This window comes from Acetobacter conturbans, assembly GCF_011516755.1.
In the GTDB taxonomy this organism is placed as follows: domain Bacteria; phylum Pseudomonadota; class Alphaproteobacteria; order Acetobacterales; family Acetobacteraceae; genus Acetobacter; species Acetobacter conturbans.
The window spans coordinates 159222-174780 of the sequence record NZ_WOSY01000006.1 but is presented as its reverse complement, the minus strand read 5'-3'; the positions used below and the strand labels follow the sequence as shown (position 1 = coordinate 174780).

The following is a 15559-nucleotide window of genomic DNA, read 5'->3' as shown; positions in this document are numbered from 1 at the left end:
AGTCACCTGAAAAATGTTGCGACCAATTCTCATTTGCAATAGCGTAGCCACAAGCCTGCACGTGAAAAAAGGTCTGTCCCCCATGAACACTGCAACGGAATTCACCGCCGAATGGCACCTCGAACGGTCGCGCCCTGAGGATCTGCTGTCTTTTCTCGACCTGAGCCAGCCTTTTATCGGCCAGATCAATCGGCTTGTCGCCAGATTCCGGGATGTCCAGTTTCTATCCGAACATGGCAAAAGACCGGACTCCCTGCTCCTTCTGCGGGACGCCCTCGCCTACAATCTAGTGAAGATGTCGCGCTGGTGGAGTTTCGATTTCTGCCCGCGCAGTATTCTGGAAATGCCGGCACCCCGTTTTCTGGGATATGTGAGAAGCCATCTGGAACGCGCAGTGGATGACGACACTCTCTATGACGTGTTCACCACCCAGAGACACATTCATCCCGGCAGCACGCAGGACGTTCTGGTGGTGGGGAAAGATGCTTCGGGCGAAATGCCGTCGATGCTTTTCGGCGTTGATGGCCAGCGGCGCTTTCGGCGCGGCATCCTCCCCGAGACGGGCGTTCCGGAATGGAACCATGGCGCCTACCCCGATTTTGCCGGTGCATGGCTGGCAGGGCGAGCCGCGATGCTCTGCCAGAACGGAGACCGGGAGGACGCCCGCGATGCATGCCTTGCACAGGCTGAGCATGAACAGGCCCGGCTGTGGCATCAGCGTTATTTCCATGCCAGTTGCGAACGCCATGTTTTCTCGCTGTACCATGACGCCCGGAAGCGCCTGCTCTCCAACAGAAGCGCCTTCGGTCGTCTTGAAGGTGAGACAGTGGTGAACAGCCTTGCTTTCCGCGTCGCCCGTTTTGCAGTCCATTCCGGGATGACGGTGCGAGACCTCATTCGCGAAACCGATACATCCGGCACCACCCACCATGAAGACGGGGTGGAAATCGAAAGACGCGCGCGCACCCATGTCTTCACTTCGGTCGACGAAACACGTCAGACGGTGCAACTCGCTGTAGTCGATCGTCTGGGCAGTTACCGTCCACGCCATTGCTGCTGACACGCACGCCGCCTCCGGGATTATCGCTGTAATCTCAAACTTTCACTGGACATGTTCAGGCTCCTAAGTCAGGACGCCTGTCATATGAAGTGGCATTGTGACAAAGTATTCCCCCGAAAGCGCAGCCTTCCCTTTGTGCGCTTTCGCGCCCGAGGGGAAAAAGCGCGGTGATATGCCCACAGCCTCTCCGTCCGCGGAGAGTGGCCTTCATGGCGCTGATCCTTACTGGTTGTGGAACTGGCCTCGCGATGGCGGAAGATCAGCCAATTTCCGCGGCCCCCATCCACCTGTCCCACACGGCCGCCGACAATGCGGGGCTCTCCACCACCATTGCGCGACAGGGCACTCTGAAAGCGGTGCTGCAGGTGGTCACCCGCGTGATGCCGAACGAAACAAGGGTCGTTCACATTCATCCGGCGGGCAGCGGCAAAGTGCTGGACGTTCCGGCACGGCCGGGTATGCGGGTGCGCGAGGGCGATGTGCTGGTGCGCTATCAGGACCACAGCCTGCATGTCGCTTATCAGCAAAAGGCTGAACTGAAAGCAGCCCTTGAAGCTGCACAGGCCGCAGTCGCCGAGGCACAGGCTTCCTATAGCCGCGGACGGCAACTCGCAGGACAGTCTCTGTCAGCGGGAGAAGTCCACCGTCGTGCCGCCGTTCTTGCCGAGGCCGAGGCTAATCTCCGGGCTCGCCAGACGGATGTCTCAACACTCCGCCACAGGTTCGAGCAGGAATTTCGTTCCGTCTCGGAAGAGATCACAGGCGATGAAATCTCAAGTCTCGTCGCCCCCGTCAACGGCATGGTGGAGCGTGTCGATACAGCCGTCGCTTCGGACATTTTCCCGGCACTGGATGTCGCCACTGTCGCTGATCTCTCCTCTGTCTGGCTGGTGTCCGACGTCTCTCCGGACGCCGCCGCAAACTTGCGGATCGGCAACCCGCAGATGACCATGCTGGGCAAAACACAGCTCCGATCCCGCATCGACAGCATCAATGGGGAGGCCGATCCCCGGACCGGCCTCGTGCGGGTCATCAGCCACATCGCCAATCCTGATGGACGGCTGATCCCGGGGTCCGTTCTGGATGCCACCCTGGAAACGCAGGAGGCGGCTCAGGGCATTGTGGTGCCGTCGGAGGCAGTCGTGTCCATCAATGGCCAGCACATCGTCTTTGTTCAGCAGGAAGTGGAATCCTATCGTCCGGTCCCGGTAACGGTCGCTTTGGACAATGGATCTGAAACCGTTCTCTCTTCCGGACTGAAGGGCGGGGAAAGCGTCATCACTCATGGCACTTTCACCCTCAAATCCATCATCCTGCTGGCTGGAATGAGTGACGACGACTGATGCGTGACGGGTTTTTCGGCGCTCTCCAACGTAATCCCGCTCTGGTTCTGGGCTGCCTGTGTCTGCTGCTGCTGGGGTGTCTGGGCCTTGTACGTGGCCTCCCCGTCGAGGCCGTGCCTGACATCTCTCCCCAGCAGGTTCTGATAACGGCGGTCGCTCCCGGTCTTGCGACCGAGGAAGTTGAAAAACTCATCACCCTACCCGTCGAAGCCAGCATGACCGGCATCCCCGGTATGACGGATCTGCGTTCAGTTTCTCGCAGTGGTGTGTCGGTCGTCTACGTCCAGTTTGACGATGCCACGGACATCAATCTCGACCGGGCACGCGTCAGCGAGCGTATCCAGCAGGTCCGGGACGAGATTTCGGTTCCCGGCCTCAAGATCAACATGGGTCCGCTGACCACCGGCATGGGCGAGATCATGCAGCTGGAAATCGCCGGTCGGGGCCACTCGCTGATGGAGTTGAACCGCCTCCTCACATGGACCGTGGCCCCGCAGTTGCGGATGGTGCCGGGCGTTGTGGAAGTGAACGTCAGCGGAGGCGCGGAAGAAACCTTTCTGGTCACGCTCGACGAGCGAAAACTGGTGGCGAGCGGCATTTCCGTCAGCGAGGTCTATCGCGCGGTGGACGGCAACAACGCCTCATCCGGTGGTGGCTGGATCACTCACCACGCTGAACAGCAGATCGTGGTCGGACGCGGGCTGATCCACGATCTCAGGGATTTTGCCGACCTGCCAGTCCGCAGCAACCCGGACGGGTCCATCCTGCGCCTGAAAGATCTTGGCCAGATATCGGCTGGCCCCCGCACCCGGCTTGGGGCCGTCACCCGCGACGGGCGCGGAGAAACCGTCACCGGCACGGTCATGATGGAAAAGGGAGCGAGTTCCGACACCACACTGGCGGCGATCAACCAGGCTCTTCCCTCAATCCGCCATACCCTGCCGCCCGGCGTGACGCTTGCACCTTATTACGTGCGGTCCACCCTGACGGACGAGACGATCGCCACGGTCAGGGAAAATCTCGCGCTGGGCGCGGTGCTGGTTCTGGTCGTGCTGGGCATCGTGATCGGGAGCTGGCGGGCGGCGGCGGTCATCGCCTCCGTTATTCCGGCGTCCCTTCTCTGCGCGATGGCGGGAATGCGCTTCTTCGGAATTTCCGCCAACCTGCTCAGTCTTGGGGCAATCGACTTCGGCATGATCGTCGACGGGTCGCTTGTCGTGGTCGAGCATATCCTTTCGTTGCGGGAAGAGGATGCGGAGACGCCGTTCGGGGAACTGGTGCTGTCCGGTGTGCGCGAAGTGATGCGACCGGTCTGCTTCGCCATCGTCGTCATCATCATGGTTTATCTGCCGGTGCTGACCCTTCAGGGGATCGAAGGCAAGATGTTCCGTCCCATGGCTCAGACCGTGATCATGGGGCTGCTGGCATCGCTTCTCTACTGCTTCCTTTGCGTGCCCGTCCTTGCCGCCCTGTGGCTCGGTAAAATCAAACCCCACGGCGATACGCGGCTGATCGCCCTGTTCCGAACGCCCTACCGGCGTGTGGCGGCATGGGGAGAAACGCACTCACGCACTCTGTTCGCCAGCACAATCGTCCTGTTTGCCATCTCAGTCTTCTTCGCCATGCGGCTTGGCGGCGAATTCATTCCGCAATTACAGGAAGGGGCGCTGACGGTGACGGCCACGCGTCTGCCCTCAGCCTCTCTCGACACGGTGCTGGCGTCCGTCACGCGGCAGGAGCAGATTCTAAAAGGTTTTCCCGAAGTCAGAGCCATTGTGACCAACACAGGAACGGCCGCCATCCCCACCGATCCGATGGGCACCAATGAATCCGACTCGTTCGTTATCCTGAACGATCCTTCAACATGGAAGACCGCCAGCACGCAGGCCGACCTCGTAAAAGCGATGAACGCCGCGTTGGAACGGGATCTGCCGGATGCACTTTATTCCTGGAGTCAGCCGGTCCAGATGCGCATGGATGATCTGCTCGCAGGTGTTCGCACACAGATCGCCGTGTCGATTTATGGTGACGATCTGGACATGCTCGCACGCCTCGGAGCCCGTACTGTCGCCGTCATGTCGGACGTGCCCGGAGCCGCCGACGTCTCTGTCAGCGGTGGTGGCGATGTGCCGTTGCTGGTCGTGGACATCGACAGGGACAAGGCGCTGAGCCGTAACGTTCGGGAGCAGGATATTCTCGATACGGTGGAGGCGATCGGGGGGCATATCGGTCGCCCGGTCGTTATGGGGAATGCCATGATCAACACGCAGGTGCGTCTGGATGCAGCCCATACCGCGACACCCGAACAGATTGCGCTTCTCCGCATTCTCCGCAGCGATGGCGACGGAAGCGTACAGCTTTCGGAAGTCACCCACATCGGAGAGATTTCAGGGCCAACCCGGATCAGCCGTGACAGGGTCAAGCGGCGGCTGGTGGTGCAGGCGAATGTAAGGGGACGCGATCTCGCATCCTATGTGGCGGACGCCCAGCAACGCGTGAAACGGGAAGTGCATCTGCCACCGGATTACACGATGAGATGGGACGGTCAGTTCAGAAACCTCGAATCCGCCTCCAGACGGCTGGCGATTGTCCTGCCTCTCGCGCTGATTCTGATTTTCGCCCTGCTGTTCGCGGCTTTTGGTGCGGTCCGCCCTGCCCTGCTGGTCTTTCTCAATCTTCCACTGGCCGCGACCGGCGGTATTCTGATGCTGACGCTGAGGGGACTGCCATTCAGCATCTCGGCGGGGATCGGATTCATCGCCCTCTTCGGTGTGGCCATCCTGAACGGCGTCGTGCTGGTAAGTGCCATTCGCGCGCTGGAAAACAAGGGCGTCCCCTTGACTGACGCCGTCGCCCGGGCTGCTGAGTCACGCTTCAGGCCCGTCATGGCGACGGCTCTTGTCGCCAGCCTCGGGTTCTTTCCTATGGCGTTTTCGCAAAGCTCAGGTGCGGAGGTCGAGCGGCCTCTGGCCAGTGTGGTAATCGGCGGCCTTGTGTCTTCTACGGCGCTTACGTTGCTGGTGCTGCCGACGCTTTACCGCCGCGTCATGCGCCCTCGCCCTACGAAGAAGGTCCACACCGCCGACATTTGATCAGGGTTTCGCCACAGGTTCAAAAACCGTGATTCCATAACCGGACGCCGTTTTCACCCAGTCCCTCCCATTACCAGCCGCAGGCGAGACGCTTTCAGCCCGTACGACGCCAGCCGGTTCACTGCCCGAACCGCCTTCGAGTTTGTGGAACACATGCGTGGCATACCTGTCGCCTTCACGCGAAGCGGCATGATAACGCGCCACGGCATCGCGCCAGTTTCCTTTTGCGCCATGAAGCTGCCGAAGAAAAAATCCAGCTGCCAGACCGTTACTGAGCGGATCGAAACTGTCTTCAACAGATGCGAAGGCGGTTGAATGCCACCCAAGATTGACCTGAAAGCATCCGACATCGACATGGGGACGGGGACCGAATGCCCCCGATTTGAGCATGGTCTGCACGGCATCGACAGCGAGCTCCTGCCTGGAAAACGGCACGGCAACGCCGTTCACGTTAACCGCCAGCGGATGATTGTTACTTTCCACTCTGGCGATTGCGGCAAGGAGCCCGGCCGGGATGTCCAGACTACGTTCCACAATGGTCGCGGCCTGTTCACACGACAGGGTCGGGGTCGGAGCGGCCTTTGCGGACGACCACGTCATCAGGACGAGACAGGCACTCACGAGACATTGTAAAAAGAGGTTCATATGGAAGCCATAAGCTGTACTCTTTAGCTTTTCATTAAAATCAAATGGCGCTCATCAATGAACTGACACTAAAGGGTTCACTTTCCTTGCATTCAACGGCTGTTTTATACGATTACACTTCATAAGTATTATAGTGAAAATATACAGTTATAGATCTTGTTCGGAAATTAAAAACAAATAATTAAACCCGAAACACTTAACCATATATTCAATACAAAAACATATTCCTGCAAAGATCTGCAAAATACACCAAAAATAAAAAGATTTATTCTCAAAAAAGATTTTCTAATATATTTTTATCGGAAAATGTTACGTAATGCGACTATTAAAATACTCTAAAATCAACATTCTTCTTCTTTGATCAGAAAAAATACTGTATTTCCAACTCTCCTTCACGGAAAGACAATGCCGAGCTTGAAACTCGTCCCATGGAATCTGGAGTGTAATGTATGATATTCAGATTTGCTTTCAAGATCAGGCAAAGAATATTTAGACAGACTTACCTGTCATGGGAATATTTTGATAAACAAACAAAAATCCAAAAACTGATCCAGCCTGCCTATCAAAGCGTGCTGAGGACAATGGCAGGAGCTTCCTTTGGAGAAGACTGTTATGTCTCGCCAACATCGCATGTCTACACGACCCGTATCTCACTCGGAGACAAGAGCTATATCAGCGGCGGATGTATCATCCGGGGGACTGTGGAAATTGGCCGAAACAGCGGCATAGGCACAAACTGTCACGTCGCTGGTCCCATCCGGATAGGCAGCGACACGATGATCGCAAACAATGTCAGTATTTTCGGTTTCAATCATGGAACGAAGCCGACGGAAACAATGAAAAGCCAGCCCTGCTTCGCCAGAGGCGTGGTGGTCGGCGACGATTGCTGGATCGGGGCCAATGTTTCCATCGTCGATGGTGTGATCATAGGCGACCATTCGATCGTTGCCGCGGGAGCTGTCGTCACAACCGATGTTCCCCCCTGGTCCGTGGTGGGCGGCGTGCCCGCCAGAATCATCAAGCGGCGGTTACCTGAAGAGGTGAATGTTCTTGATGAGATGATCGGAAAAACGGCCAGCACCGGCTAATGTCAGGCTCCACTGGATTACCTGTCTTTCGCGCGTCCCAACAAAAACGGTTCGAAACAGTGTTGGGCTCGCATTCTCTCTCGCGTCCCTGTCACTTCTGGTGCATTCTTGTCCGCAGTCCAAATTTAGATCATATCAGGAAACCATGACGCGCCTCGTTTTTCTCACTCTCTGTGGATTTACACTGACGGCCTGTTCCTGGTTTGGCGACACTCCTAATGAGCATCTGTCTCAGAAGGCCCAGTGGGAGGCTCTCGGCTACAAAGATGGGCTGAAGAGTGTAAAGCGATAAAAACCACTGCTGTCTTCTGATTGTTCCCCCATTTTCAGCAGACATTGAGTAGGCCGTCATTTTCACTCGCACACATATAACCGCCGAGGCTCTGCAAACGGCCGTGCATCCGTTAGGTTGGGGATAATGAATACCTTTAGTCCTGCCCGTGGGCAGAGTGATGGCCTGTATGGCGCGGCCCGAATAAAAGCCATGTTCGCCGTGTGTCTGGCGATTCTTCTGGCTCAGGTTGATTACGCGATTGCCAATGTGGCGCTCCCTGACATCGGCGCCGACCTGCACAGTGCACCTTCCGACACAGTGTGGGTCGTCAACGCTTACCAGCTTGCCAGCCTTTCCGCCCTGCTTCCTCTGGCAGCAGCAGGCGCATGGATCGGCTATGCGCGGATGTGTGTCATCGGCATCGTGCTGTTCATGGTGGCTTCTGTTGGCTGCGCCATGGCCCCTTCCCTACCCATTCTGACCCTTGCGCGGGCTGCGCAGGGTTTTGGGGCGGCCTCCATGCTTGGCGTGGTCTCGGCCCTGATCCGCTTCATCTATCCGGAGGATGAACTCGGCAAAGGCATCGCCATCAACACGCTGATCGTCGGGCTGGGGATGGCCCTCGGACCGACTATAGCCGGCCTGATTCTCGCCATCGCGCACTGGCCTTGGCTGTTCTGGATCAACCTTCCGATCGGTGCCCTGACGCTTGCCCTGGCACTCACGTCCCTGCCGAAAACACCCCGAGCCGGTGAAATGCCTGATCCTGCTGGCGCGCTGCTCTGCATCATCGCGCTGACCGCCATCGGTCTGGGAGGTAATTCGGTAGCACATGCGAACGGCCTCTGGCTGGCTGTCGCAATGCTGTTACTCGGCATGACGGCACTTCAGGGGCTGATCCGAAAGGAGAGAGACCGACCGCAACCGATCATGCCCGTGGATCTTCTGCGGGGTGGAGAATTCAGGGTTGCCTTTCTGGTCGGGGTCATCGGCTATATCAGTTCCAACTTCTTCATGATTTCCGCCCCCTTCACTCTTCATGATCATTACGGCTGGAACGCAACGGAAACCGGCCTCCTGATGACCCCCTGGGCCTTTGGTCTTATAATTTCAGCGTCGGTCACCCGCCGTATCGCCGACCGGATGCCAGCAGGAATCCTCTCGTCCATCGGATTGCTTGGCACCATGGCAGGCTTCCTTGCCCTACGCTTTCTGCCCGTACATCCGACCGCTTTTGATGTCGTCTGGCGCATCGGCCTGGCCGGTTTCGGGTTTGGCGTCTTTCAGGTCCCCAACAACCGGGCCATGCTTTTGTCCGCCCCCCTCGGGCGCGAAGGGGGAGCCAGCGGCATGGTGCAGGTATCCCGCCAGAGTGGCCAGACACTGGGAGGCATCGGAACCGCTCTCCTGTTGCGGCTGTTGCCGGAAGCCGGAACGGCAGTCTGTCTGGACGCCGCAGCCTTCTGTGCGGGCGCCGCCGCCCTATGGAGCGCCTCGCGCTTGCTCGACAAAAAAGGCTGATGTCGCCGCTCGTTGCCGGACGTGACGGGTCTCTGTAATATCCTGCCTTGTCACGCAGGCATTACCTTTTGCAGAAACCGGATATCCTTTTCGATGACGCAGTCAGACACATCAGGCGGCTCCATACAACTGCATGCCTTATGGACACGCATGGTCTCGGAATCTCAGGTCTGCTGCGATCCGCTCGTCATGGGGCTGCTGTCTACCGGCATAAAAAATCACCCGGACTTCGCCACCGCCATGGCGGCGCTCATCGGGCGGAAGCTGGGCGACCACTATGTCAGTACCGAACAACTGAGCGGTCTGGTTCTCGAATGCTATGCCGACATGCCGGACACCATCGCCGCCAGTGCCGCAGATCTGCAGGCCATCCGCGAACGTGATCCCGCCTGCCCGGACTATGTAACCCCTTTTCTCTTCTTCAAAGGCTTCCACGCGATCCAGTGTTATCGTGTGGCGCACTGGCTCTGGCGCGAAAACCGCCGTCATCTGGCCCTGCATTTGCAAAGCCGTGCGTCCGAACTGTTCGGGGTGGACATCCACCCGGCCGCAGTGCTCGGACGGCGCATTCTGTTCGATCACGGAACTGGAATCGTGATTGGTGAAACATCGGTCATCGAGGACGACGTTTCGCTTCTGCAGGGTGTCACGCTGGGCGGCACGGGCAAGCATGCGGGTGATCGGCACCCAAAAATCCGGCGTGGCGTGCTCATTGGCGCTGGCGCCAAGGTGCTCGGCGCCCTTGAGATTGGCGAAGGGGCGAAAATCGGTGCTGGCTCAATCGTGCTGGAAGCCGTCGCTCCCTACACCACGGTCGTCGGCAACCCGGCCCGCAAGATCGGCACACGCCTCAAGGAAATGCCATCCCTGACGATGGATCAGACCTTGCCACCAATTGATTACATGATCTGAAACGTTCCCTCTGGCAAAGGATGCGGTGTGAAGCATCCTTCCCAAACACCCAGTGCCTGAGTCATGGCGGAGCAGTTGTGAACACGCAGGATGGTATCGGTAAGGACCAGCCCCGGAAGCGATGAGGCGATCGTTCCCGGATCTCGTTCAGCCGCTTCGTTCACGCCAGTAAGCGCGCCAATCATCCGTTTGCGCGACGTTCCGAGCACCATGCGGCAGCCAAGATTAGCGAACAGCGGCAGTCGGCGTATCACTTCCGCATTCTGCGCTGTAGTTTTCGCAAAACCGATCCCCGGATCAATGAGGATGCGCGTACGCGCAATCCCTCCCCGCTCCGCCACCGTGATACGGGCAGCCAGTTCACGCACGACATCGACCACCACATCGCCATAGCGCGTCATGTCGTTCATGGTCGCGGGCGTCCCGCGCATATGCATCAGCACCACCGGACAGGAACGGGCAGCCAGCACGCCGATTGCTTCCGGATCATGGGTCAGGGCCGAGACATCGTTGATGAGTGTCGCCCCGGCATTCAGCGCCTTCTCCATCGTGCTGGCATTACGGGTATCAATGGAAATGCAGACTTCTCGCCGAACCATTTCTTCCAGAAGCGGCTGAAGCCGAGCCCACTCCTCGTCCGGGGACACAGGGTCCGCATTGGGGCGCGTGCTTTCCGCCCCCATGTCGAGAATGCTGGCGCCATCCCGAAGCAGTCTTTCCCCATGCGCGATGGCTCGCGCAGGGTCAACGTAATGGCCGCCATCACTGAAACTGTCCGGCGTGACATTGACGATCCCCATCACCAGTGGCTGGGAAGGCAACAGTGCGGACGATGCTTTTCGGGTTACGGTTTCCAGTGTGGAGCGCCATCCAGCCGGGATACGATCGACGGGCATGGGGTGGGAGACATGATCTTTCTCGATCAATGTCGCCACGGTGAAAGCGGTCGGACCTCCCGCAAGCGGCAACGCCACACCAGCCCTGATCGCACGCCCGGCTTCTGGTCCATGCAGAATACCACCGGGTTCGATCAGACGTGTCACATCCATTTTATCAGCTCTGCCATTGAAGAAATTGGAAGTGTCTCACGCCGGAGCATGAAAAAAGGCGAGGACATGGTGCCTCGCCTTTTTTCTTCACATTCAAGCGGCCTTTAGCCCGGCAGAGGTGCCGCCCCGCCCAGTGCTGGCGGAGGTGGCATATCCGCCTTGCCAATCACGGGAGGAACCGATGAGCGACGGTTTTCCGGCATGGCATCATCGACCACGACGCGCTCAATCGGTTCACCGCGAAGAACCTGGCGGATTTCCTCGCCACTCAGCGTTTCATACTCCAGCAGGGATTCGGCTAGGCGATGCAGTTCGTTGATATGATCAATCAGCAGCGTCCGGGCACGGGAGTAGGCCGCATCGATCAGCTTCTTCACCTCGGCATCGATTTCACGAGCTGTTTCTTCGGAGATATTCTTGTTCTGCGTCACGGAGTGACCGAGGAACACCTCCTGCCCGTTATCGCCATAGGCGATCATGCCCATCTTTTCGCTCATACCCCATTCGGTGACCATCCGACGGGCCTGATCGGTCGCCATTTTAATGTCACCGGAAGCACCGCTGGTCACATTGTCCGGACCGAAGATGATTTCCTCGGCAGCACGCCCACCCATTGCGAGGTCGAGTTCGGCCACACATTTTGCACGGCTCTTCGAGTAGCGGTCCCCTTCCGGCAGGCTCATCACCATGCCGAGCGCACGTCCACGCGGAATAATCGTCGCCTTATGCACGGGATCGGTGCCCGGCGTGAGAACCGAAACGAGCGCGTGACCACCCTCATGATAGGCCGTCATCTTCTTCTCATCCTCGCTCATGACCAGCGAGCGACGTTCGGTGCCCATCAGCACCTTGTCCTTCGCACTCTCGAACTCACGCATCGCGACAGTGCGCTTGCCTTCACGCGCAGCCTGCAGAGCCGCCTCGTTGATGAGGTTCGCAAGATCAGCACCGGAGAAGCCCGGTGTGCCACGAGCGATGACCTTCGGATCGACATCGGAAGCCAGCGGCACCTTGCGCATGTGAACGCGCAGGATCTGCTCGCGACCATTCACGTCCGGGTTCGGAACCACGACCTGACGATCGAAACGACCGGGACGCAGCAGCGCGGGATCGAGCACATCGGGACGGTTGGTGGCGGCGATGAGGATCACGCCCTCATTGCTCTCAAAGCCATCCATCTCGACCAGCATCTGGTTGAGGGTCTGCTCGCGCTCGTCATTGCCGCCACCGAGACCAGCGCCACGATGCCGCCCGACAGCGTCGATTTCGTCAATGAAGATGATGCAGGGCGCGGCCTTCTTGCCCTGTTCGAACATGTCGCGAACACGAGACGCACCGACACCGACGAACATTTCCACGAAGTCCGAACCGGAAATGGTGAAGAACGGCACGTTCGCCTCGCCAGCAATGGCGCGGGCCAGCAGCGTCTTACCTGTGCCCGGGGGTCCGACAAGCAGAACACCCTTGGGGATCTTGCCCCCCAGACGGGTGAATTTCTGCGGGTCTTTCAGGAATTCAACGATCTCCTGCAACTCGGCCTTGGCCTCGTCGATACCGGCGACATCAGTAAAGGTGACGCGTCCCTGTTTCTCGGTGAGCATCCGTGCACGGGACTTGCCGAAGCCCATGGCGCGACCGCCACCAGACTGCATCTGACGCATCATAAACAGCCAGACCGCGCCGACCAGCAGGAACGGGAACCAGTTCATCACGATACGCAGGAACGGATTGCCTTCGGCTTCCAGCGGCTTGGCCATCACCTCGACACCCTTGCCGGTCAGCCTTGAGACCAGAGCGGGATCCTGTGGTGCATAAGTCTCGAAGGATGTGCCGTTCGTCAGCGTTCCGGAAATATTGTGTTCCTGAATGATGACCGACCGCACTTCACCCTTATCCACGTCCGAGACGAAGTCGGAATAGGCGATCTGTTGCGCGGCGTGCTGCACCGTTCCCGGCTGGAACATGTTGAAAAGGAACAACAGCAGAACAATGATGCAGACCCAGAGGGCGAGATTACGTCCGAAATTATTGATCACGACATCTGTTCCATATTGTTCCTGTGCGCGCCCCGGCTCCGTTCGCCAGCCTTCATGAGACCGGTTTCAGGCTACGAATGCAATCCTCTTCCTGTAGAGATTGGCTCATTGATCCATGCATGGAAGTGGCGTCGAGGTTAAATATATGTTCATCCAGCGGTTCGCCGCCGTCACGGGAGAAGGCGGCACAAAATCGAATGATACATCCCTGAATGCTTCATCCGCGTAAAGGCCAAGGTGTGGAACGCACATTCGCTCCCCGTCTTTCCAGAGCGCAGGCAACGTCCCCGTCACCACCGCTGGCAGCCCCTGACGCTCTGGTCGCCTGATTCCCGTCCCGGCCGCACCTATAAAACAGCCGTTCGGCAAGGGACGTTTACAGCGGAGCCGGAAACGCCGGTCCCACAGCGCACCATCATCAGCCGGCAGCGCGTCCTGTATCGTGGCCGCCTCACGCACTAGCAGCCACTGATCCGGCCGCTCACCTTCACTTTTGCGCCGTATCAGACGTGCCCCACCCACTGTGGCCTGTTTTTCATTCAGGCAAATTTCCCTGATGCTTTCCAGAGAGGGTGCATAATCGCGCCCACCAATACAGCGCACAAGTGCAGCCAGTGTCTCAGGGGATGGCAGGGCCGAGCCCAGCACAACCCAGCCGCAGGATATATGGCATCCAGCCTGCACAAGATCGACGGCCATCGTATCTTCATAAGCGGTTCGGCTGACCGCAGCCTGCGTGGCCAGTTGCCACAAGGCATTTTTCTCCGGGCAATCGAGGTGTTTTCGAACCCGGACACGTTCGGCTTGCTCATTCTGGTTCGACGGATCGTCACACCATTGCAGTCCGGCATGACGCAGGGTGTGACGCAGCGTCTCGCGCGAGTAGCCAAGAAGAGGCCGGACGATCCGGATATCGGCCAGTTCCGTGATCGCCGCCATGCCTGAAAGGCCGGTCCCACTCCCCCGTTCCCGTCTCATGGCGACCGTTTCCACCTGATCGTCAGCCTGATGAGCGACCAGAAGATCAACGGCTCCCACCTGACGACAGGCAGCGATGAGTTCCGCGTAACGGGCTTTTCGGGCACGATCGGCAAGGCCCGACCCATACGGCAAAGATTTCACCGCGAGCCTTGTCACCGGGATACCCAGATGGAGCAGCGTCTCCATTGCGGTCGCTGCTTCCTGTTCAAATTCCGGTCTGAGACCGTGATCGACGATAAACGCGACCAGGTGCTTTCGCCATGTGGATGCAAGCATGGCCAGAGCCATGGAATCCCCGCCGCCGGACACGGCAAGCGCGACGGGAGGGACATTGTCCGTATCAGGCATCCACGGCCCGAGACGCTCCATGATGTCCCGGAACGCATCCGCGGACACCGTTTCAACGTGATCGAAAGGAGATCGTCCTGTTTTTCCCGTCATACTGAATTGAACGTGCCGGACTCACACGCCGAAATCAGGAGCATCCACCCTGTTTGCTGAAAACAGCAGTGGACTTCGCCACGCGCTCGGTCGGGCTGGGAAATTCCGTTTTCAGCTTCCCGATGGCCTGACAAGCGGCCTTCTTGTCGCCCAGAGCAAGAAGAGACGCGCTGACCCCAAGCAGCGAATAGGGCGCGCGGGGCCCCTTGGGCGAGAGCTTGTAAGCATCGTAATAGGCAACCGCCGAATCGCGATACTGCTTCTGTCCTGCAAGGGATTGTCCCAGAAGATACTGACCATCCACTTTTGCTGTGCCCTTCCCATGAGACACAGCCGACTGGGCATTTTCCTGGGCCGCAGAGAAATCATGCTTCAGCAGCGCGGCATTCCCGGCTTTCAGATAACCTTCCGGCGTCTGCGCAGCGGCTTTCTCGCTGGTTTCGGTCCGCGAGGCAGCGGCATCCTCGTGGTGTGATGAGGCAGCAGCAGCCGTTCCGGCAGCAGCACCGCCATTCTGCATGGCAAACTGCATATCACCCATCTGCTTGGACAGTGAGGCGCTCTGTTCCTTGAGCTGGTTGGTCAGTTCGTCGAGCTGGCCGCGCATATCCCGTTGCTGCGACTCAAGCGTATTCACGCGATCGAGCAACTGCGTGACCAGATCTCCGCTGGCTCCGGACGTCTGGCTTCCCTGAGCAACAGGAGCAGGCAACGAACCGGATGATGAAGCGCCCGAACTCTGTACCTGCGAGAGTTGCTGGCGCAGCTCCATGATCTGGTCCTGAAGCGCGATTCCTTCCCGGCTGGATACCTGCGCATAGGCCGGGACCGAACCGAGGGACAGAAAAGTGGAAACGGCCATCAGGCGCGCCATTCGGGACGAAAGCCGGAAACGGTGAGAAAATCCTGTCATGACAAGCATTGCGCGGCCTACCAGCCGACTCCCTGACGTTGTTCCTGTGATCCTGTCTGTGACGGCCCGGCATGGAAAGCCAGCCCGCTGACGAATCAAGAGGGCATCCGATTACAACAGTTTACGGGTAATTTCCCGCTTATTTCTTTCGCCGTGGACTAACACTGGCAATCCAGATCAGGACGTTCAGTCAAATATCGATCC

General features: G+C 58.5%; 11 protein-coding genes. 6 read left to right on the top strand and 5 right to left on the bottom strand.

The features are described 5' to 3' along the window. The first annotated feature begins 82 nt into the window (after positions 1–82). The 3 genes from GOB81_RS08225 to GOB81_RS08215 all read left to right on the top strand — a co-directional run bounded on the left by GOB81_RS08225 (position 83) and on the right by GOB81_RS08215 (position 5495). Positions 83–1060 (top strand): hypothetical protein, encoded by a 978-nt coding sequence (locus GOB81_RS08225; protein WP_173569909.1) that lies wholly within the window; start codon positions 83–85, stop codon positions 1058–1060. Between the two features lie 209 nt (positions 1061–1269). Beyond that, entirely contained in the window at positions 1270–2403 is a 1134-nt protein-coding gene (locus tag GOB81_RS08220) for an efflux RND transporter periplasmic adaptor subunit (protein ID WP_173569907.1), read from the top strand. After that, positions 2403–5495, top strand: a complete 3093-nt coding sequence (locus tag GOB81_RS08215) for an efflux RND transporter permease subunit (protein WP_173569906.1) — start codon at positions 2403–2405, stop codon at positions 5493–5495. The genes GOB81_RS08220 and GOB81_RS08215 overlap by 1 nt, the downstream gene beginning before the upstream one ends. On the opposite strand, the gene GOB81_RS08210 is transcribed toward GOB81_RS08215, so the two are convergent. Next, entirely contained in the window at positions 5496–6095 is a 600-nt protein-coding gene (locus GOB81_RS08210; protein ID WP_173569905.1) for a transglycosylase SLT domain-containing protein, read from the bottom strand. A gap of 626 nt (positions 6096–6721) precedes the next feature. Between GOB81_RS08210 and GOB81_RS17880 the strand changes: the two genes are divergently transcribed. The 3 genes from GOB81_RS17880 (at position 6722) to cysE (ending at position 9935) form a co-directional block, all read left to right on the top strand. Continuing rightward, a complete protein-coding gene (locus GOB81_RS17880; protein WP_173569903.1) occupies positions 6722–7228 on the top strand; it encodes an acyltransferase in 507 nt (168 codons plus the stop codon). 418 nt (positions 7229–7646) lie between these two features. Beyond that, complete coding sequence (locus GOB81_RS08200; RefSeq protein ID WP_173569902.1) at positions 7647–9023, top strand: MFS transporter; 1377 nt, start codon at positions 7647–7649, stop codon at positions 9021–9023. A 93-nt stretch (positions 9024–9116) separates the two neighbouring features. Next, complete coding sequence (cysE, locus tag GOB81_RS08195; protein WP_173569900.1) at positions 9117–9935, top strand: serine O-acetyltransferase; 819 nt, start codon at positions 9117–9119, stop codon at positions 9933–9935. On the opposite strand, the gene folP is transcribed toward cysE, so the two are convergent. The 4 genes from folP to GOB81_RS08175 all read right to left on the bottom strand — a co-directional run bounded on the left by folP (position 9923) and on the right by GOB81_RS08175 (position 15355). Then, positions 9923–10984 carry a dihydropteroate synthase gene (gene folP / locus GOB81_RS08190; RefSeq protein ID WP_173569898.1) on the bottom strand — a complete coding sequence of 354 codons (1062 nt, stop codon included), beginning with the start codon at positions 10982–10984 and terminating at the stop codon, positions 9923–9925. The two genes, cysE and folP, sit on opposite strands and share 13 nt — an antisense overlap. A gap of 104 nt (positions 10985–11088) precedes the next feature. Then, positions 11089–13017 carry an ATP-dependent zinc metalloprotease FtsH gene (ftsH, locus tag GOB81_RS08185; RefSeq protein ID WP_173569984.1) on the bottom strand — a complete coding sequence of 643 codons (1929 nt, stop codon included), beginning with the start codon at positions 13015–13017 and terminating at the stop codon, positions 11089–11091. Positions 13018–13125: 108 nt separating this feature from the next. Continuing rightward, positions 13126–14442 (bottom strand): tRNA lysidine(34) synthetase TilS, encoded by a 1317-nt coding sequence (gene tilS / locus GOB81_RS08180; RefSeq protein ID WP_173569896.1) that lies wholly within the window; start codon positions 14440–14442, stop codon positions 13126–13128. 34 nt (positions 14443–14476) lie between these two features. Next, complete coding sequence (locus GOB81_RS08175) at positions 14477–15355, bottom strand: tol-pal system YbgF family protein (protein ID WP_242010135.1); 879 nt, start codon at positions 15353–15355, stop codon at positions 14477–14479. Positions 15356–15559: the final 204 nt, after the last annotated feature.

Bases quoted from the DNA above. Each gene is read 5' to 3' on its own strand.
- GOB81_RS08175 (WP_242010135.1), bottom strand. From the start codon at position 15,355: ATGACAGGATTTTCTCACCGTTTCCGGCTTTCGTCCCGAATGGCGCGC.
- tilS (WP_173569896.1), bottom strand. From the start codon at position 14,442: ATGACGGGAAAAACAGGACGATCTCCTTTCGATCACGTTGAAACGGTG.
- folP (WP_173569898.1), bottom strand. From the start codon at position 10,984: ATGGATGTGACACGTCTGATCGAACCCGGTGGTATTCTGCATGGACCA.
- GOB81_RS08200 (WP_173569902.1), top strand. From the start codon at position 7,647: ATGAATACCTTTAGTCCTGCCCGTGGGCAGAGTGATGGCCTGTATGGC.
- GOB81_RS08210 (WP_173569905.1), bottom strand. From the start codon at position 6,095: ATGACGTGGTCGTCCGCAAAGGCCGCTCCGACCCCGACCCTGTCGTGT.
- GOB81_RS08215 (WP_173569906.1), top strand. From the start codon at position 2,403: ATGCGTGACGGGTTTTTCGGCGCTCTCCAACGTAATCCCGCTCTGGTT.
- GOB81_RS08220 (WP_173569907.1), top strand. From the start codon at position 1,270: ATGGCGCTGATCCTTACTGGTTGTGGAACTGGCCTCGCGATGGCGGAA.
- cysE (WP_173569900.1), top strand. From the start codon at position 9,117: ATGACGCAGTCAGACACATCAGGCGGCTCCATACAACTGCATGCCTTA.
- GOB81_RS08225 (WP_173569909.1), top strand. From the start codon at position 83: ATGAACACTGCAACGGAATTCACCGCCGAATGGCACCTCGAACGGTCG.
- GOB81_RS17880 (WP_173569903.1), top strand. From the start codon at position 6,722: ATGGCAGGAGCTTCCTTTGGAGAAGACTGTTATGTCTCGCCAACATCG.